The 19,781-nt window shown below is 50.2% G+C and carries 15 protein-coding genes; 5 read left to right on the top strand and 10 right to left on the bottom strand.

Translation table 11 applies throughout. The features are described 5' to 3' along the window. Positions 1-132: 132 nt before the first annotated feature. Positions 133-1,776 carry a glucose-6-phosphate isomerase gene (gene pgi, locus ACTHUG_RS08335; protein ID WP_440385602.1) on the top strand — a complete coding sequence of 548 codons (1,644 nt, stop codon included), beginning with the start codon at positions 133-135 and terminating at the stop codon, positions 1,774-1,776. A gap of 52 nt (positions 1,777-1,828) precedes the next feature. Here the strand turns inward: pgi and ACTHUG_RS08340 are convergent, their stop codons facing one another. The 7 genes from ACTHUG_RS08340 to ACTHUG_RS08370 all read right to left on the bottom strand — a co-directional run bounded on the left by ACTHUG_RS08340 (position 1,829) and on the right by ACTHUG_RS08370 (position 9,567). Next, positions 1,829-2,926 (bottom strand): NnrS family protein, encoded by a 1,098-nt coding sequence (locus tag ACTHUG_RS08340; RefSeq protein WP_440385603.1) that lies wholly within the window; start codon positions 2,924-2,926, stop codon positions 1,829-1,831. Between the two features lie 121 nt (positions 2,927-3,047). Further along, complete coding sequence (locus ACTHUG_RS08345; RefSeq protein WP_167435446.1) at positions 3,048-3,662, bottom strand: CadD family cadmium resistance transporter; 615 nt, start codon at positions 3,660-3,662, stop codon at positions 3,048-3,050. A gap of 197 nt (positions 3,663-3,859) precedes the next feature. Next, positions 3,860-4,552 (bottom strand): ATP-binding cassette domain-containing protein, encoded by a 693-nt coding sequence (locus ACTHUG_RS08350; RefSeq protein WP_440385850.1) that lies wholly within the window; start codon positions 4,550-4,552, stop codon positions 3,860-3,862. Further along, a complete protein-coding gene (locus tag ACTHUG_RS08355) occupies positions 4,552-5,349 on the bottom strand; it encodes an ABC transporter permease (protein WP_308887689.1) in 798 nt (265 codons plus the stop codon). The genes ACTHUG_RS08350 and ACTHUG_RS08355 overlap by 1 nt, the downstream gene beginning before the upstream one ends. Before the next feature lie 126 nt (positions 5,350-5,475). Beyond that, a complete protein-coding gene (locus ACTHUG_RS08360; RefSeq protein ID WP_440385604.1) occupies positions 5,476-6,441 on the bottom strand; it encodes a YncE family protein in 966 nt (321 codons plus the stop codon). Positions 6,442-6,612: 171 nt separating this feature from the next. Then, positions 6,613-7,590 (bottom strand): ABC transporter substrate-binding protein, encoded by a 978-nt coding sequence (locus tag ACTHUG_RS08365; protein WP_440385605.1) that lies wholly within the window; start codon positions 7,588-7,590, stop codon positions 6,613-6,615. Positions 7,591-7,647: 57 nt separating this feature from the next. Further along, positions 7,648-9,567, bottom strand: coding sequence for a TonB-dependent receptor (locus tag ACTHUG_RS08370; RefSeq protein ID WP_440385606.1), 1,920 nt, complete (start codon positions 9,565-9,567; stop codon positions 7,648-7,650). A gap of 308 nt (positions 9,568-9,875) precedes the next feature. Between ACTHUG_RS08370 and fumC the strand changes: the two genes are divergently transcribed. After that, entirely contained in the window at positions 9,876-11,264 is a 1,389-nt protein-coding gene (fumC, locus tag ACTHUG_RS08375; RefSeq protein ID WP_440385607.1) for a class II fumarate hydratase, read from the top strand. 50 nt (positions 11,265-11,314) lie between these two features. Here fumC and ACTHUG_RS08380 read toward each other — a convergent pair whose 3' ends face one another. Then, entirely contained in the window at positions 11,315-11,839 is a 525-nt protein-coding gene (locus ACTHUG_RS08380) for a hypothetical protein (RefSeq protein ID WP_440385608.1), read from the bottom strand. Between the two features lie 166 nt (positions 11,840-12,005). Beyond that, positions 12,006-13,385 carry an argininosuccinate lyase gene (gene argH, locus ACTHUG_RS08385; protein WP_440385609.1) on the bottom strand — a complete coding sequence of 460 codons (1,380 nt, stop codon included), beginning with the start codon at positions 13,383-13,385 and terminating at the stop codon, positions 12,006-12,008. Positions 13,386-13,477: 92 nt separating this feature from the next. On the opposite strand from argH, the gene ACTHUG_RS08390 reads away from it, so the two are divergent. Continuing rightward, positions 13,478-14,515: a sensor histidine kinase gene (locus ACTHUG_RS08390; protein WP_440385610.1), complete on the top strand. Its 1,038-nt coding sequence runs from the start codon at positions 13,478-13,480 to the stop codon at positions 14,513-14,515. Positions 14,516-14,715: 200 nt separating this feature from the next. After that, the gene (gene acnB, locus ACTHUG_RS08395; RefSeq protein WP_036491670.1) at positions 14,716-17,301 is read left to right on the top strand and encodes a bifunctional aconitate hydratase 2/2-methylisocitrate dehydratase; all 2,586 of its coding nucleotides are present in this window, start codon (positions 14,716-14,718) and stop codon (positions 17,299-17,301) included. Positions 17,302-17,462: 161 nt separating this feature from the next. Here acnB and ACTHUG_RS08400 read toward each other — a convergent pair whose 3' ends face one another. Continuing rightward, positions 17,463-18,854 (bottom strand): DEAD/DEAH box helicase, encoded by a 1,392-nt coding sequence (locus tag ACTHUG_RS08400; protein WP_070849388.1) that lies wholly within the window; start codon positions 18,852-18,854, stop codon positions 17,463-17,465. 431 nt (positions 18,855-19,285) lie between these two features. On the opposite strand from ACTHUG_RS08400, the gene ACTHUG_RS08405 reads away from it, so the two are divergent. Then, positions 19,286-19,621, top strand: a complete 336-nt coding sequence (locus ACTHUG_RS08405) for a hypothetical protein (protein WP_440385611.1) — start codon at positions 19,286-19,288, stop codon at positions 19,619-19,621. Positions 19,622-19,781: the final 160 nt, after the last annotated feature.

The raw sequence follows: 19,781 nt of genomic DNA on the forward strand, positions 1-19,781 counted from the left end.
CATTTTCAGACGGCCTCGTCCCATATCCAGGCCGTCTGAAACCTCAAAAAACGGAAACCATCCCGTTCCCGTTTCAGACGACCTCACGGCCGTTTTCTCAACAAAACTGTCCACTATCCAGGAGAGCATCCGATGAAACACCTTCACGATTTACCGGCTTGGTCAAAATTATGGATACATTTTGACGAAACCAAAGAACAACACATGCGCGAAATGTTCGAGCAAGATCCCGAACGTGCCGAGCGTTACTGGCTGCAAGTCGGAGGCCTGACGCTGGATTATTCCAAAAATCGCATCAACGACGAAACCATGGCACTGTTGTTCGAGCTGGCGCGTGAAGCAGGCGTGCCGGAGCGGATGCAACAAATGTTCCACGGCGAAAAAATTAATACAACAGAAAACCGCGCCGTTCTCCACATTGCCCTGCGTAACCGCACCAATGCCCCCATCGTCGTAGACGGCGAAGATGTGATGCCTAAAGTCAACCATGTCCTGCAACGCATGGGCGAATTTGCACACGAAGTCCGCAGCGGCAGCTGGTTGGGCTATACCAACCAAGTCATCACCGACGTCGTCAACATCGGTATCGGCGGCTCCGACCTCGGTCCGCTGATGATGTGTACCGCGCTCAAACAATTCGGCCATCCGCGTTTGAACATGCACTTCGTCTCCAATGTGGACGGCTCCCAACTGCGCGACGTATTGTCCAAGGTCCACCCCGAGACCACCCTCTTCATCATCGCCTCCAAAACCTTCACCACCCAAGAAACCCTGACCAACGCCCTGACCGCGCGTAAATGGTTCTTGGATCATGCAGGCGATGAAAGCGCGGTGGCCAAACACTTCGTTGCCGTATCGACCAACCAAAAAGCCGTTGCCGAATTCGGTATCGATACCGCCAATATGTTTGAATTTTGGGACTGGGTCGGCGGCCGTTACAGCCTCTGGTCAGCCATCGGCCTGCCGATTATGTTGTACCTCGGCGAAGAGAACTTCATCGAAATGCTCAACGGCGCGCACCTGATGGACCAACACTTCATCAATACGCCGCTCGAGCGCAACATGCCCGTCATCCTCGCCCTCATCGGCATCTGGTACATCAACTACTACGGCGGCGGCAGCCACGTCATCGCCCCTTACGACCAACATCTCCACCGCCTGCCCAAATTCATCCAGCAGCTCGACATGGAGAGCAACGGCAAACAAGTGACCCTTGACGGCAAACCGGTCGGCTACGAAACTTCCCCGATTATTTGGGGCGAAACCGGTATCAACGGCCAGCACGCATTTTTCCAACTGCTGCACCAAGGTACGCACATCACGCCGATTGACCTGATTGCCTCCCTTGAAAAACGCAGCAATTTGCAAGGCCATCACGAAATCCTGTTGGCCAACGTTTTTGCCCAAGCCGAAGCCTTTATGCGCGGCAAAACCACAGACGAAGTCCGCGCCGAACTCAAAGCCCAAGGCATGGAAGCAGAGCGCATCGAAGAGCTGGTTCCGCACAAAACCTTCTCAGGCAACCGCCCGACCAACCTCATCCTCATGGACAAAATCAACCCGCGCAATATGGGCAGCCTGATTGCCATGTACGAACACAAAACCTTCGTTCAAGGCATTATTTGGGGCATCAACAGCTTTGACCAATGGGGCGTAGAACTCGGCAAACAATTGGCAAAAACCATTCTTGCCGAATTGAACGGCGAGACTGAAGTGCAAAAACACGACAGCTCGACTACACGTCTGATTAATCTTTATTTGAACGCCAACAAATAAAGCATTTAGTTAAATGCCAAGGCCGTCTGAAACTTTCAGACGGCCTTTTGTTTTATTCCGGATCATCCGTAAATGCATTATCCCGAAATATCGGTACAAACGTGAAAAGATACAGTACGAATACGGCGGCGGTCAGAATCGCAGGGACGGTGATGAAGAATATCGGGTTTAAGTTCATCAAGAAAGCACGCGAGACGGCGGCCATAAAGAGCAGGGGAACGGCAATGCGGCAGAGCTTGGGGTAGTCGAGTTTGGTAAAGCCGCTATGCCACAGTCCGGCGGTCAGCCACACCATCATCACGCCGCCCATCATGCCGCCGAGGGTAATCAGGTGCAGGGGAGCGGAGGAAGGCAGATTTTGCAGTTTCGCCGCGCCTGTCCACAGATAGCCTGCGGCGGCAAAGAGTTGGAGCAGGTAATAGGTGCGGACGTAGTGTTTGCGCAGGAGTTCGTGATGGTGCAGTTCGCGCAGTTTGGCAAGCAGGATGAAGCCGACGGCAAGCGCGGTAAAGCCGGCGGTTTGCGCAGGCAGCCAAAGTTCGGCGGCGGCGTGCAGCAACAGGAAAGTAATGGCGATGTTTTTATAAACGATATTTGGAATAAAAACAGGGTCTTTCAGACGGCATTCTTTAAGAGCTTCCGCACCCAAGAGGACGCTGACGCGCACGGATACGAACATCACCGCCGCCATGTTCAGATGCACTTGCGCACGCAACAGGTTTAAATCGCCAGTTGCGGCATAGGCCGTCTGAAAAACGGTAAACGCGGCAAGCAGCATTAAGAGGGCGAAGTTGTCAGTGTTGCGGTCGAGCCAAATCAGCCAGGCGCAAAACAGCAGCAACACCAGCCAATAGGCGGCAACGAAAAACGAGGCAGTTTGCGGCGAAAAGGGAAGTATGGTGGATGCGGCAAGCAACAATGCCGCCATCAAAGTAGCGACAGGTTTCAGACGGCCTTGATAGCCCGTCCATTCGAGCATGGCGGCAGTCAAAAAACCACCATATGCCGCAGGCAGCATGAGTTCTAAGAAGATTTGGCGGTGCAAAATGACGGCACTAGGGCTGATGAAAAACACCAACGCGCCGAGTATGGCAAGTACCGCCGCGCCGACGAAAAACGGCCGCATAGGGTGGGTGAAAAATTTATTCATGGCTTGGCTTGATTCTGCATGAAGATGCTTTCGGATATGGATTTATTGGGCGGACAGGGCTGTATCTTTTGCCAAAGAGGCAAGCCGCAAGGTTTGTCAGATACTCAAATGCCCGTATCATTCATATTATTGATATTATTGTTCGAATCGTATTATTTTCAATAATAATAAATAACCCTAAACCAATATAAATAACAGCCATTATCCAACGACTAAACTTCTCTATAATTTCACCAACACCTGAAATATTAGCCAATCTTTGTGCTGTATATACTAAAACAAAAATCAATATTAAAAATACAAGAAGAGTAACTAATAAGTCGACAAGATCTAAAGTCACAAAGTAAGGAACAAAAAGTCCAATATTATCTGCACCACAACTAGCAACTGTAACCAAAGCAACAATACCGACTAATTTTGACAACCCTTTTTCATCCAATTCTTTTTTAGCTCTTTTTTCGCCCTCACAATCGTCGTAAATAGCAACTTTAATACCTAAGTAAATCGGTATTAAACCTAATAAACCCAACACCCATTTTTCCGGAACATAATTCAAAACAAAAGCTAGAAATAAACTAACTAATATTAAAATTACAGAACCTAAATATTGTCCGATATAAATATCTCGATATTCTTTTCTAGTATTTGCTCTAGCAAAAAATATTAATAGTATTACCAACAAATCTACTGCTGTAGCAATATATAAAACAGCAGCAGTAATCACAGTCGAAAACATAAAGCACCTCATAATGAATCCCCTGCCTCCTTGGCACCACGGCTTTTTCAAAAACCGAATCGCGTTCGGATAACAGATTCGTATCTTTCGCTAAAGAGGCAAGCCTGCGGCTTGCTTACCCTCTCCCTGGCCCTCGCCCCGTGGGAGAGGGTTAGGGAAACGAACCGCAAGGTTCGTCAGATACTCAAATGCCCGTATCATTCATAATAACGAATCCCCTGAAACTCCCTTGCCACCACGGCTTCTTCAAAAGCCGAATCGCGTTCGGACAGCGGCGAGGGCAGGGTAATCACGTTTTGCACGTTCATGCCCTTAGCGGAAAGCAGCATGATTTCATGGCTCAGGCGCGCGGCTTCGAAGCGGTCGTGCGTGACCAGCATACACGCCATGCCCTGTCGCTCGATTTTTTCCACCAGCATGGCAACCAAAATATCGCGCAAATCGCGGTCCAAACCGACAAACGGCTCGTCCAGCAAGGCAAGGTCGCAGCCGCACAGCAGCAGGCGCAAAAACGCCACCCGTTTCGCCATACCGCCGGACAACTCGGTCGGATATTTGTTCAAATCGCCCGCAGTCAGCCCGACTTTCGCCGCCAGAGCGATGATTTCGCCTTCATCGGGTTTGTCCATAAAAATCGCGATATTCTGCATCGCGGTCAGGTTTTCAGGCAGGCGGTTTTCCTGAAACAGAAAACCCGTTTTGCGAAAAGTATTGCGTATCGTGCCCGATTTCGGCGTTTCCAAGCCCGCAATCAGCCGCAAAACCGTCGTCTTGCCGCAGCCGCTCGGCCCGAACAAGGCCTTCACTTCGCCATGTTGCAGGTTCAAACTGAAATCGCGCACGATGGGGTCGCGGAGAATTTCAAAACGCACGTTTTCAAGGCAGAGCATCATCTTCTCCACGGCATAAACAAAATTTCCAAAGGCTTGGTAATCAGGTATTCAAACAGCGACACAAACACAATAACCAACACCACATAAGCCATCACCGTCGAAGTCTCCAGCATCGCCCTCGCGTCCGCAATCCGCGCGCCCACGCCTTCGCTCGCGCCCAAGAGTTCCGCCATAATCACCACCTTCACCCCCATCGCCACCGCCACGCCGATGCTGGAAATCACATAGCCCGTCAGATGCGGGATATACAGATAACGGATTTTTTTCAGACGGCCTAATTTATAAGCGTCAAACAACTCCTCATGCTGCTTGTTCACGCTCGCCATCCCGACCGCCGCACTCGCAAACGTCAGCGGCGCAACCAACACAATGATGGTAAACAGCACGCTCGGATTGCCGAAACCGAACCAAAATAACGCCATCACCACCCAAATAATCGGCGGCATCGCCAACAAAATCGTAATCACAGGCTTGAGCAACGCCATCGCCGTCTTAAAACTGCCCGCCACCAGCCCCGCCGCCAATCCCGCCGCCAGCGCAACCGAAATGCCCACCACCGACCGCCACAGCGAAATCCCGATTTCGTTTTCCTGAAAATGTTTCAATAAATCAAACGACTTTTGAAACACCTCCACCGGCGCAGGCAGCATAAACTCACCGAACACGGCACTGCCCCACGCCCACAACGCCACCACCACCATCGCCACACTCAGACCGGCAAAGCCGCTCCAAAGGTAGTCGATGATGTAAAACACCGCAGGCTGCGGTTTGCGGATTTTGTCGGTTTTAATCATGGTTTGAATATTGGTTTGTTGTTATGTTTTGGAAAGGGAAGGCCGTCTGAAACAGGAGAGGCTGGGTATTTAGTATTTCATTTCTGAGAAAAAAGATAGTAAAACAGGAAAAACATTGTTCTGTTTTTAAGTTTTTAAAATCTGTCTAGCAATCAGCCTTTGTTGACTCGTTTCTTTTTCGCTGCATAAGATTAAATTTTGCTTTTCAAAAAAAGCTTCTAGCCGCTCATTCAAAATGATTTCGCTAACTATTTTTTCTTCGCTCAGCACAAATTTCAAAATGCTGTTTGTATTTAGTAAAAATAGTGATTTTTCATCTGTACTAAGGCGGATTTCTTTAAATTGAACTCCTGTATCCCACTCTTTCTGAGTCCCATCAGTACCCAACATTAAAATTTTATTTGAGAGGAGCATTTGCTCGCCTGTTCCATGGTTGTCATAATTCTTAGCAGGAACGTAAACAGCCGGGTGGAAATACCAATTTCCTTTTTTATCTAGTAGCGAGGCATTGAAAGTACCTACCTCAAAGAGTGTCTCAATTTTACCTTTTGCTACGTCATATCGTTGTACGCTACCACGTACGGGAGTTGTAATAAGATAGCGGTCATCGTGTTCATGTCGCAGCAGCCGACACCCTCTGTCCTTTAGCTTTTTTCTATTTATGCTGCCTTGTACGTAGTTAAAGGCGACAACACTACCACCTAAGCGGTTTGATAAAATAAGAGTGTTACGCTCATTTGATGCTATGAAGTCAGAGTATTTGGGCACACCTTTTTCATATTTTTCTAAAATTTGCAGAGAATGCCTACATAGACGGTAAATTTTGTTATCGGTTACGGCAAAAATGTACTGCCCATCGGCACTAAAATGCATACAACGCACAGCATTTCTTAGCAGTATATTTGCAGTTTGATTACCCGTGGTAAGGTCTAGTCGGTGCAGGCGCATTGAGGTGTAGGAGCTGCCAAATCCATCTGCAATATAAAGTGTGCTCGCATCAAATGGGTCTAAAGTGGGAGAAACTCCGCCGAAGATAGTGTTTTGGAGTTGTACCTGCCACAAAATTTCAGTTTGAAGTTTTAATCGTGTCATTACATCTCCTTTTAGCACATATATAAGCATATAAATTTACTTACAGCTTGTAGGCTGGGATTTGGGGATTTGATTTAACCTACACAGCGGATAATGCTCTGAGGCCGTCTGAAAAATAGAAGATTGAATACTCACAACTATTCTACACTTTCAGACGGCCTTTCTTTCATTTTAAGCCAAGAAGAACCCGTTATCCGGCAACTTGCCGCCCAGAAGTTTCGGATTGAACTGCATCAGGATTTCGTAAAACTTCAAAATCTCGTTCTTCACTTCGCTGCCTTTGGTTACCGTCAGACGTGCGCCGTCCAAGCCCATGACTAGAGCGGGTTCGGGGGCGGGTAGGTAGTTTTTGCCGATTTTCGCGGCGCTTTGGCGGTTGGCTAGTATCCAGTTGAGCGCGTTTTTCAAATCCTGATGGAAGATGTCGAACTGCGCTTTGTGTGCGTGGAAATATTCTTCGTTGGCGATGATGCCCGCCATCGGAATCAGCGGTTTGGTGTCAAACGCTTGTCCCCATGCTTTCACCAAGTCAAATCCGCGCACGACGTTTACGCCCATGGTTTTGCCTTTAAGCAGGCTGGCGGTTGCCATCGGTTCAGGCAGGATGGCGGCGTGGTAGTCCTTGCTCAAAAACAGTCCGACTGCTTCGGGCGGCGTAGCGGTGTAGGTGATGCCGACTTTGTGCGCGTCGATTTTCAGTTTTTTCAACAAGGCTTGCAGCACGATGTCGGGCATGTCGTTTTTAAACGGCACAAGGATTTTTTTGCCGACCAAATCATGAGGCGAGGCAATCGCACTGCCTTTGCACATCAGCTGCGTGATGCCGTTGGTCAAAATATTCACCATGCCGACTTTCTGCCCTTGGTTGCGCAGGTTTACGCCGACATTGCTCGGGCTCATCATAACTTTAAATTGTCCGCTTGCTACGCCCGCGCGCAGTTGGTCGGGCGAACGCCAAATTTTTAGCGATACATCTGCCTGCTTCGCCAGCTTGCCTTGCAACGCCGCTACGGCGATGGTAACGCTGGGCATCGCCGGTGCGCCGTACACGGTAAATTGTTCTTTACCGGCTGCCAACAATGAAGGCGAAACGCCTGCGGCTGCCAGTGCGGCGGTCATTTTTAAGAAATCGCGTCTTTTCATATCCATTTTTTATCTCCTAATTCTTAATAAGCCAGTGTAGGCATTCTTTCAGACGGCCTGATTTTAAAAAGCCGCGTGCAAACTCAACCAATATGTCCTGCCCGGTGCATACACGACACTGGGGGACAGGGCGAGGACGTGGTCGCCGCTGATGTGTTCGGCGTATTTTTTGTTGAACACGTTGTTCACGCCCAGGCGTAAGCCGTATTTGTCTTTGATGTTTACGCCTGCGTACACGTCGGCAACGGTAAAGCCTTTGGCGGCTTCGCGTTTGTCTATGCCCAGACCGCTTGCCGCGTCAAAATCGCCGCGCGTTTGTTTGGCGACAAAGCGTGTTGCGGCGCCGATGTTGTAGCTGCCGTGGGCAAAGTAGTTTTTGTAGTCGGCTTGGACGGCGGCTTCAAACGGACGGATTTGATAGAGCGGCCTGCCGTCGGTTTCATTGTGTCCGTAGTTGTAGGTGGCTTTGATGCCTGCTGCCCAATGCGGATTGAAGTTGTAACGCGCGTAGGCCTGCGCGGTAAACAAGCGTGCGTCCACGTTGCGTGTGATGATGCCGCCGCCTTTGGAAGCTGTGCCGCTTTGTCCGTGTGCGCGGTCAAAAATAATCAAGTCTTTGACTTTATCTGCCACAAGCGTGCCGCCCACGTTCCAGCCTGCGCCTGCGAGCGAGTTCATGTAGCCGTTGTAGTAGTCGTTGCGACTGTCGGCGGTGAGCTTGATGCGGTTGTGTTTTTCGGTTTCCAGTAGGGGATTGCCTGCGATGGCGGCGGCTGGGTTTTGGTTTATCAGCGCGCCGTTCATGCGGTTTTGCACGATGGCGGCAAGCGAGTTGAAGCGTTCGGTGTTGTCGCCGATTCGTTCTAAGTGAGCAAGGGAAACGCTGTATTTTTGCGTTTCAGACGGCGTGAAATCGTATTTGAGTTCACCGGAGAAGGCATGGCGGCGAACTTTGCCGTTGAAGTCGTAGCCGTAATGGGTTTTCCAGATTTGTTGCGATGAAGCGAAGGCAAGGTTGCGGTTCATCGGATGGGCAGGCTGCGCCGTATTTTTGCGAACGTCCGCTTCGTTGATTTCGTAGCTTAAGCCCAAGCCCAGTTTGTGTTGGTCGTTGAACTTGTAAGACAGGGTATCGGCGATGCGCCAGCGGTCGAGGTGTACATCGGCGAAACGGTAGCCGTTGAGGAAATCGCGCATGGCGGTGTGGGCGTTGCGCTCGCCGTTTTGACTGTCGTTACGGTAGCTGACGACGGCGTTGTTGTGGAATTTGCCGAAGTCCGCGTCGTGTTTGAGCGAGAAGTCGTACACTTTGCGGTCAAGTTCTACAAACATTTGCTGCGGCGTGTTGTTTGGGCGTAGGGAGTAGTTGTCGGCATGGCGTTTGAGTTTGATGATGCCTGCTTCCGCGCTGACCGTATTGCTCAAATCGGCATTGCCCCAACGCGCGTTGAGTTTGGCGATGTGGCGTTCGGTATCCAATGCGTCATTGACGAACTGCGGTTGGCGGTCGTTGTTGATGTCATCGTGTAGATAGGTGAGGCGGTATTCCTGGTTTTCAGACGGCACGAAACCGAGTACCAAAGCTTGATTAAAACGGCTGTATTTCCAATCTGTTTGATTGCCGTCGCCGTCTTTATAGCCGTTGGCCTTGGTGTGATTGAGGTTGACCACGCCGTACACTTTCGCCCCGCGCGCTTGCGCGGTAATGGAATTGTAAAAGCTTTTGCCGTAAAAACCGCTGTTTGCTTTCAGCGGACGGAAGGCTTGGTCTATGTTTTCGGTAACAAAGTAATGATCGCTGCGGTCGGTGCGGTCGAATTGGTTTTCGGGGAAATAGCCTTGTGCGGCGGTCGGAGCAATCGGTTTGGGAGGGGAAAAGGTTTTGACAGGCTGGATTTCATCGGGGTCTGCCAAGGTTTCGGCAAAGCCGTTTGCAGCGGCAAAACTGCTCATTAACAGGTAAACCAAATGTTTTCGTTTCATCTCTATCTCCTGATAATCATTTTTATTCATTATGCTCTTGGAGAGAAACAAAGTAAAGAAACGATAAGGTATTTATTGTCGATAAATACCTAGCGTAGAACACAAATCGGCAAGGAGGAAAATTTTTATAAGAGGGGAGCGGCGGCGCAGGTTGTATTTGCTCCGAAATCGGGTTTTATCTTCTATTAGTATTTCAGGTTAATAAAGCAAAAGGCCGTCTGAAAACCTCTCTCTTTTCAGACGGCCTTTTGCTGGGTATAATAAATTTACGAATCATTATTATTTCTGTTTAAATATAGGAGAAACGCATGAGTACCCGTACCGAACACGACACCATGGGCAATGTCGAAGTCCCGTCCGAAGCCTATTGGGGCGCGCAGACCCAGCGCAGCCGCAACAATTTCAAAATCGGCGGCGAAACCCTGCCGCAGCCGTTGATTTATGCTTTGGCGCTGGTGAAAAAAGCCGCAGCTGCCACCAATGTTTCCCTCGGCAGGATTAAGCCCGAACAGGCGGATTTGATTACGCAGGCGGCGGATGATGTGTTGAACGGCAAGCTCGACGGGCAGTTCCCATTGGTAGTGTGGCAGACCGGCTCCGGCACGCAGTCCAATATGAACATGAACGAAGTGCTGGCGAACCGCGCCAACGAAATCGCCGGTACGGGTTTGGCGGCGTATCAGCCCGTCCATCCCAACGACCATGTGAACCACGCGCAATCGACTAATGATGCGTTCCCAACCGCCATCCACGTTGCTGCCGCGATTGAAATCAACCGCCACCTCATTCCCGCTATCCAAGCCCTGCGCGACACATTGGATAAAAAAGCCAAAGAATTTGCCCCCATCGTCAAAATCGGCCGCACCCATTTGCAGGACGCAACGCCGCTGACTTTGGGACAAGAATTTTCCGGCTACGTTTCCCAGCTTGACCACGGCTTAGGCCGTCTGAACGATGCGCTCAAAGGTTTGTACGAACTCGCTTTGGGCGGCACGGCGGTCGGCACGGGTTTGAACAGCCATCCCGAATACGCCGAAAAAGCCGCCGCCAAACTTGCCGAACTGTCCGGCCTGCCGTTTGTCAGCGCGCCGAACAAATTTGAAGCCCTGGGCGGACGCGATGCCGCCGTTGCCGCTTCGGGCGCATTAAAAACGCTGGCGGCAAGCCTGAACAAAATCGCCAACGACATCCGCTGGCTGGCAAGCGGTCCGCGTTGCGGTTTGGGTGAAATCAAAATCCCCGAAAACGAGCCGGGTTCGTCCATCATGCCGGGCAAAGTCAACCCGACCCAATGCGAAGCGATGACCATGGTGTGCTGCCAAGTGTTCGGCAACGACGTTACCATCGGCATGGCGGGCGCATCGGGCAATTTCGAGCTGAACGTCTATATGCCCGTTATCGCTTACAACCTCTTGCAATCCATCCGCCTGCTGGGCGATGCGTGCAACAGCTTCAACGAAAACTGCGCCGTCGGCATCGAACCTGTACCGGAAAAAATCGACTATTTCCTGCACCATTCCCTGATGCTGGTTACTGCGTTAAACCGTAAAATCGGCTACGAAAACGCCGCGAAAGTCGCCAAAACCGCCTACAAAAACGACAAATCGTTGCGCGAAACCGCCATCGAATTGGGCTTGTTGACAGGCGAAGAGTTTGACGAATTGGTTGTTCCTGCCGATATGGTTCATCCGCGTTAAGCTTTAGTAATGAAACATGCCGTCTGAAAATGTGTTCAGACGGCATGTTTTTATGCTGCGCTTGTCTTTTCTTCGAATAGGGCAAAAATCATTGGCGTCAGATTGACGACCATTAGAAACATTATTGAGCTCAAAAATGTACGCCAGGCGTAATGCCACGCTTCCGTTCTGTCTGCTTGGGGTAGGAGCGATGCAGAATAGCGGTTGTGTAGGGTTTTTGCGGTGTCATTGTTTTCCAAATAGTCCAACGAAAGTACCAATAATTTGCCCGTGTCCTTGTGTTGTAAGAATTTGGCATGCTCAACCCAGATGCCCGGCTTGGCGTGTTCGCATAAAGATTCAATGCCGACGCAAGAGGCCAAGCTGTTTTGGTTGTTTTGCAAAATCGACAGCTCGTTTTTTTCAGCTTGCATGGTGGCGGCGGAGGTTTGATGAAGGTATGCGCTCATGCCATTGCGCTCTATTGCTTGGAAATCATGGAGCTGGCTGAATCCTCCATTTTCCCAGGCAACGAATACGGCATAGCATCCGCTGAATAGGCAGATCATAGCCAATTTTAAGACAATGTTTTTCATCCTCGCTCCTTTTTTGAAGACGGCGGCAAAGTCAGGAGGCGTGTTTTCTCGTTTGAAGGTAAGTTTAGGTTTTATCTGTTTTTATTGTGAGATTGAGTGTAACACAGGTAATCAAAAGGCCGTCTGAAAATTTTCAGACGGCCTTTTATTATGTGTTTAGATGGGTTTAAGCCAACAATTCACGCCAGCGTTTCACCTGGAAACGGACTTGTTCAGGCGCGGTGCCGCCCAAGTGGTTGCGCGCGTTTAAGCTGCCTTCGGGTGTCAGCACAGTGTACACATCGTCGGCAATCAAGCCGCTGAAACCTTGCAGGACTTCGAGCGGCAATTCGCTCAAATCAACGCCAGCTTCATCAGCATGGCGCACGGCTTGGGCAACGACTTCGTGGCTGTCGCGGAAAGGCATGCCTTTTTTCACCAAGTAATCCGCCAAGTCGGTAGCCGTTGCAAAACCCTGCATGACGGCGGCGCGCATATTGTCGGGTTTGACGGTCACGCCGCGCATCATGTCGGCGTAAATGCGCAGGGTGTCGATAAGCGTGTCGGCAGTGTCAAACAAAGGCTCTTTGTCTTCCTGATTGTCTTTGTTGTATGCCAAAGGTTGCGATTTCATCAGGGTAACCAGGCCGATCAGGTGGCCAATCACGCGACCGGATTTGCCGCGCACGAGTTCGGGCACGTCGGGGTTTTTCTTTTGCGGCATGATGGACGAGCCGGTGCAGAAACGGTCGGCAATATCGATAAAGCCGAAACGCGGGCTCATCCACAAAATCAATTCTTCAGACAGACGGCTCAGGTGAACCATAATCAGCGAGGCGGCGGCGGTGAACTCAATGGCAAAATCGCGGTCAGATACGGCATCGAGCGAGTTTTGGCAGATTTGTTCGAAACCCAACAGCTCGGCGGTAATTTCGCGCTGAATCGGGTAGGTGGTACCGGCCAGTGCGGCGGCGCCGAGTGGCATACGGTTGACGCGTTTGCGACAGTCGGCCATGCGCTCAAAATCGCGGCCGAGCATTTCAACGTAGGCGAGCATGTGATGCCCGAAGCTGACCGGCTGGGCAACTTGCAGATGGGTAAAGCCGGGCATGACAGTTTCGGCGTTTTGTTCCGCCAAATCAACCAAGGCCGTCTGAAGGTTTTGAATCAGGCTTTGAATAACGGTAATTTGATCGCGCAGCCACAGGCGGATGTCGGTAGCGACTTGGTCGTTGCGGCTGCGGCCGGTGTGCAGGCGTTTGCCGGCATCGCCGATTTTGTCGGTGAGGCGGCGTTCGATGTTCATGTGGACATCTTCCAAATCCAGCGACCAGGAAATCGTTCCTTTCTTGATTTCTGCTATAATCTCGGCCATACCCTGACGGATGGCGGAGAGGTCGTCTTCGCTCAAAACGCCCGACTGTGTCAGCATTTGCGCGTGTGCCAGCGAGCCTTGGATGTCCCATTCTGCCAGCCGTTTGTCAAAATCAATCGAGCCGGTATATTTTTTGACCAGCTCGGAAACAGGTTCGTTAAAACGGCCTGACCAGGTTTTGTCCTTGCTCATATCAGCATCCTTAAAATATAAATAAAAAACAGGGTCTACGTCTTCAATATAGCAGACCCGTCTATACATTATGAAAGAAAACGGTTGAAATCATGTCTATTATACGTCAAATAAACCAGAATTTCGCAGTGCCGGATTTGCGCAATTCCGCAACTCTGGTGCGCCTGCTCATTGTTTTGTTAATCAGTTTGTTTATCTTTCCGTTGATGACGGTATCAGGCGTGCCTTATCCGGAGCAGATTTTCCAACATTTTTCATGGGCTTGCCCCGTCATCCTTTTAATTTTACTCAAGGTCTATTTCTTACAGGCATTTGCGCCGTCCCTGCTTCGCTCGCAGTACAGCGTCGTGGTTTCCTACGTCTCCAACCTGCTGATTTTCTTGTTTGTCGATCTAGTGATTTTGAAGACGGAGATTTGGCCGCTGATTCAACACTTCTTCTTGCTGACTTTTTTTTGTTTCAGTTTCATGTACATCGAAGCCGCCCGTCGCAACAGCCTTGCGCCTTCCATTTCCGAAGCCAGGCTGAGCGCGTTGACGGCGCGTATCCGTCCGCATTTCTTGTTTAACAGCCTGAATGCCGCCATCAGCTTAATCCGTCTGCGTCCGTATGATGCGGAAACTTTGCTGGAGAATCTGGCCAACCTGTTCCGCGCACAACTGCGCGATGGTAGTCAAAACAGCACCTTGGGGCAGGAAATCGAATGGGCGCAGGAATATATTGCCATCGAGCAAATCCGCATGGGGCATATGCGCGTACAGGTTATGTGGCAACACCATGCGCCCGACGATGCGGAAACGCCGCATCTGCTGCTGCAGCCGCTTTTGGAAAATGCCGTCTTTCATGGTGTCGAATCCACCCACCGCCCAGGGATAATTACGGTATTAACAAAATTGGAAAAATCCTCTATTTTCATCAGTATCGAGAATCCGTGCGGAACGGAACCTAATGAAAATACCAAGCCGCATAAAGGCAATTCTATGGCCTTACGCAACCTGAAAGAGCGCCTGACTTTGATGTATGACACCGACGCGAAAATCAGAAGCATCCAATCAGACGGCCTGTTCCGCGTTGAAATCATCTTGCCGTACCGTAAAAAATCAGTCGAAGTTTCCCGTCTGTTTGGCTAAAACGCGTAGAAGAGGGCGGCTTGAGATAAGCTTGACTATTAATACATTAAATAAAATAGTTTAAATTTATTACATTCAGTAACATAACTGTTCCCATTTTTTGAAAACTGGTCTATGATGCTTAAAAGGATTGTTTACAATCTTTAACTGCAAATCATTTGCAACTGCCCAGAAGAAAAAACAGAAAAAGGAACAAAGAGATGTTAGAAGCCTATCGTAAAGCCGCCGCCGAGCGCGCTGCCCTTGGTATTCCCGCCCTTCCTCTGACTGCTCAGCAAACTGCTGATTTGGTTGAGCTGCTGAAAAATCCACCTGCCGGCGAAGGTGAATTCTTGGTTGAGCTGTTGGCTCACCGCGTACCGCCCGGTGTGGACGATGCCGCCAAAGTCAAAGCTTCATTTTTGGCTGCCATTGCCGAAGGCAGCGCATCCAGCCCGTTGATTTCCCCCGAATATGCGACCGAACTGCTGGGTACCATGCTCGGCGGTTACAACATTCACGCCTTAATCGAGCTCTTAGACAACGACAAACTTGCGCCTATCGCTGCAAATGGTCTGAAACACACTCTGCTGATGTTCGACTCTTTCCACGATGTTCAAGAAAAAGCCGAAAAAGGCAATAAATACGCGCAAGAAGTATTGCAATCTTGGGCAGATGCCGAATGGTTTACTTCTCGTGCCAAAGTTCCTGAAAAAATCACTGTTACCGTCTTTAAAGTCGACGGCGAAACCAATACAGACGACCTCTCTCCTGCACCTGATGCATGGAGCCGCCCCGATATTCCGCTGCATGCGCTGGCCATGCTGAAAAACCCGCGCGACGGCATCACGCCTGACAAACCGGGCGAAGTCGGTCCGATTAAATTGTTGGAAGAACTCAAAGCCAAAGGTCATCCGGTTGCCTATGTCGGCGACGTGGTCGGCACCGGCTCTTCACGCAAATCCGCGACCAACTCTGTTATTTGGCATACCGGCGAAGACATCCCGTTCGTACCGAACAAACGCTTCGGCGGCGTATGCTTGGGTGGCAAAATCGCACCGATTTTCTTCAATACTCAAGAAGACTCAGGTGCGCTGCCGATTGAAGTCGATGTTTCCGCACTGAAAATGGGCGATGTCGTCGATATTCTGCCTTATGAAGGCAAAATCGTGAAAAACGGCGAAACCGTTGCCGAGTTCAGCCTGAAATCCCAAGTATTGCTGGACGAAGTGCAAGCAGGTGGCCGTATCAACCTGATTATCGGTCGCGGCCTGACTGCCAAAGCACGCGAAGCACTGAAACTGCCTGCTTCTACCGAATTCCGTCTGCCTCAAGCGCCTGCTGAAAGCAAAGCCGGTTTCACCTTGGCCCAAAAAATGGTTGGCCGCGCCTGCGGTTTGCCAGAAGGCAAAGGCGTGCGTCCGGGTACTTACTGCGAACCACGCATGACTACTGTCGGCTCACAAGATACCACCGGTCCGATGACTCGTGACGAATTGAAAGACCTGGCTTGCTTGGGCTTCTCAGCAGATATGGTGATGCAGTCTTTCTGTCACACCGCCGCTTATCCAAAACCTGTTGATGTGAGAACACATAAAGAATTGCCTGCTTTCATCTCTACCCGTGGCGGTGTATCCCTGCGTCCGGGCGATGGCGTGATTCACTCATGGCTCAACCGTCTGCTGCTGCCCGATACCGTCGGCACCGGCGGCGACAGCCACACCCGTTTCCCTATCGGTATTTCCTTCCCTGCTGGTTCCGGCTTGGTTGCTTTCGCAGCTGCCACCGGCGTGATGCCGCTCGATATGCCTGAGTCCGTATTGGTACGCTTCAGTGGCAAGCTGCAACCAGGTGTAACCCTGCGCGATTTGGTGAACGCCATTCCGCTTTACGCGATTAAACAAGGTTTGCTGACCGTGGCCAAAGCCGGTAAGAAAAACATCTTCTCCGGCCGTATCCTCGAAATTGAAGGCCTGCCTGATTTGAAAGTGGAACAAGCTTTTGAATTGACCGACGCATCTGCCGAACGCTCCGCCGCCGGCTGTACCGTGAAGCTCAACAAAGAGCCGATTATCGAGTACATGAAATCCAACATCGTGTTGATGAAAAACATGATTGCCGATGGCTATCAAGACCCGCGCACTTTGGAACGCCGCATCAAAGCCATGGAAAAATGGTTGGCAAATCCTGAGCTGCTCGAAGCGGATAAAGATGCCGAATACGCTGCCGTGATTGAAATCAACATGGACGATATCAAAGAGCCGATTATCGCCTGCCCGAACGATCCGGACGACGTATGCTTCATGTCCGAACGTTCCGGCACTAAAATCGACGAAGTGTTCATCGGTTCGTGCATGACCAACATCGGCCACTTCCGCGCTGCTTCCAAACTCTTGGAAGGCAAGTCCGACATCCCCGTCCGCCTGTGGATGGCACCGCCGACCAAAATGGACGCGAAAGAGTTGTCCGACGAAGGCCACTACGGCGTACTCGGCCGTGCAGGCGCGCGTATGGAAATGCCGGGTTGCTCATTGTGTATGGGTAACCAAGCACAAGTACACGAAGGTGCGACTGTAATGTCTACTTCCACCCGTAACTTCCCGAACCGTTTGGGTAAAAACACCTTCGTTTACCTCGGCTCGGCTGAGTTGGCGGCGATTTGCTCCAAACTGGGTAAAATCCCGACCGTTGAAGAATACCAAGCTAATATCGGCATCATCAACGAACAGGGCGATCAAATCTACCGCTACATGAACTTCAACGAAATCGACAGCTACAACGAAGTAGCAGAGACCGTGAATGTTTAATGTAACAAGGTAAACCGATTTTCAGCCGGCCTTAAATAACCAAGGCCGTCTGAAAAGGATAAATAAAGGACGTGTTCATCACGTCCTTTTTATTTTAGGTTTAATAAAAGGCCGTCTGAAAGATATATTTCAGACGGCCTTTTAGTACAAAACAGCGTGGTTTATTTTACGCCAAAACCAGGTTGGAGTAGGGCGCAAGGCTGACGCTCGTGACGGCTGCGGCGTGTTCTGCCGGCAATTTTGCCGCAGGCAATACCCGGGTCATTTTTGTCTTCTGTTTTTTTCGAGTTTTTGTCCGACTTGCTCGCATATTCGCTGCGTTTGTTTCTGTCATCACGGCGGGAGCGGCTGTCGTTGTGTTGATTCTGGTGTGTTTCAGTTTCATCTTGGTTGCCGTTGCCCCACCAATGCGGCTCGAAGCCTTCGATGCGTTCTACTTTCAAATCGCTGCCGGTCAGCTCTTTAATGGCTTCAAACATTTTTTGTTCGGTTTTATCCATCAAGGAAATGGCAACGCCGTCAGCACCAGCCCGGCCGGTACGGCCGATGCGGTGGACGTAGTCTTCGGGTTGGGTCGGCAACTCGTAGTTGATGACGAAAGGCAACTCGGCAATATCCAGGCCGCGCGCGGCAACGTCAGTGGCAACTAAAACGCGTAATGTGCCTTCTTTAAAGGCATTGAGGGTTTCCAGTCGGCTTTGTTGGGATTTGTCGCCGTGGATGGATTGCGCGGCGATATGGCGGCGGACGAGGTCGCGGGTAACTTGATCGACGCTTTGTTTGGTTTTGCAGAAAACAATAACTTGATTCATATGCAAATCAACAATCAGGCGTTCGAGCAGGTTGCGTTTTTTAAGTGCATCAACGGCAATGATGTGTTGCTCGACATTGGCGTTGGTGGTGTTTTGCGCAGCCACCTCGACCATTTCAGGCGTGTGCATAAAATCTTGTGCAAGCTTGCGGATAGGCGGTGAGAAAGTGGCGGAGAAAAGCAGGGTTTGTCGCTGTTTGGGCAACATCTGCATGATTTTGCGGATATCGTCGATGAAACCCATATCCAGCATACGGTCGGCTTCGTCGAGTACGACGATTTCAACTTTGTTTAAATTGATGTTTTTTTGTTTGACGTGGTCGAGCAGTCGGCCAACCGTAGCAACAACGATTTCGCAACCGGCGCGCAAGTCGGCAGTTTGTTTGTCCATATTGACGCCGCCGAAGAGGACGGTGTGGCGCAAAGGAAGGTTTTTAATGTATGCCTGTACGTTTTGGTCGATTTGATCGGCCAGTTCGCGGGTCGGGGTCAATACCAGCATGCGGACGGGGTGCATGGCCGGGGAAGTGCTGGATGTGGCATAGCGTTTCAGGCGTTCGAGGCTGGGCAGCATAAAGGCGGCGGTTTTTCCTGTGCCGGTTTGGGCGGCGGCTAAAAGGTCGTGTCCGGCCAACGCCTTAGGAATGGCTGCGGCTTGGATGGGCGTCGGGTTTTCATAACCCTGATCAGTCAGGGCAGAGACCAATTCGCTGCCTAAACCGAGTGAAGAGAAAGGATTCATAATAGCGGCTTTCTGTTCAGACGGCCTCTTGCATAATAAGGCCGTCTGAAAAAATCTGATTCTGAAATGGACAAACCGCAGTATGGTGTCGATTCTGCGGTTTGAAAAAAATGGGGTACGGAAAATCCGTCAAGTAGTCCATTATGCCATAAAACGAAGGACTCCCCAAATGATGGCGACAGCTTTGATTGGCCTGATTTTGATATTTTAGAGTCTAAGAGAAGAAAAATAAATTGATCGGCAAGGTTTTGAGTTTATTGAGTATTAAGCATTTGTCTTAACGTCAATAGGATTAATTTATCAAAAACTTACAGGCTAAAATGAAACTAAATTGGAATTGGGTACTCAATATTGAGGTGCAGGGCTGGTTGACAGCCTGTATCTCCCGTTTAACGGTAAACCATAAAATTAAAATTTAGGAATATACAATTATGAAAACTTTATTGATCGCTCTTGCAACCGGTAGCCTGATGTTGGCAGCTTGTTCTTCTTCCAAACCTGCTGAAGAAGCGGCAGCGCCACGCGTCACTGTTGAAGAAGCAATGACCCAATGCCAACAGGCATCTGGTGAAAATGCTGACCGCGCTGTGTTTGATGCCTGCATGAAAGACAAAGGCTATCAACGTACCGCTGAATCAGCTGCTTCCGAGACTGCTGCCTCTGAACCGGTAGCAGCGCCTGAGGCTGTTGCTCCTGAAGCTGCCGCATCCGAGCCTGCTGCTAAAGCCGCTCCTGCAAAAAAAGCTGCTAAAAAAGTGAAAAAATAAGCTTCATAAAATTCAAGGCAGTCTCGCTCATCAATACTCCGGATGAAAGCAGGCTGTAGAGCAACTTGAAGACAAAGGCCGTCTGAATATGTTTCAGACGGCCTTTGTTTCGTATATGGAATTGTTCGGTAACATGGTTTAATTCAAAAAAAGACGTGTA

Source organism: Neisseria sp. P0022.S009 (assembly GCF_051956675.1).
Taxonomy (GTDB): Bacteria; Pseudomonadota; Gammaproteobacteria; order Burkholderiales; family Neisseriaceae; genus Neisseria.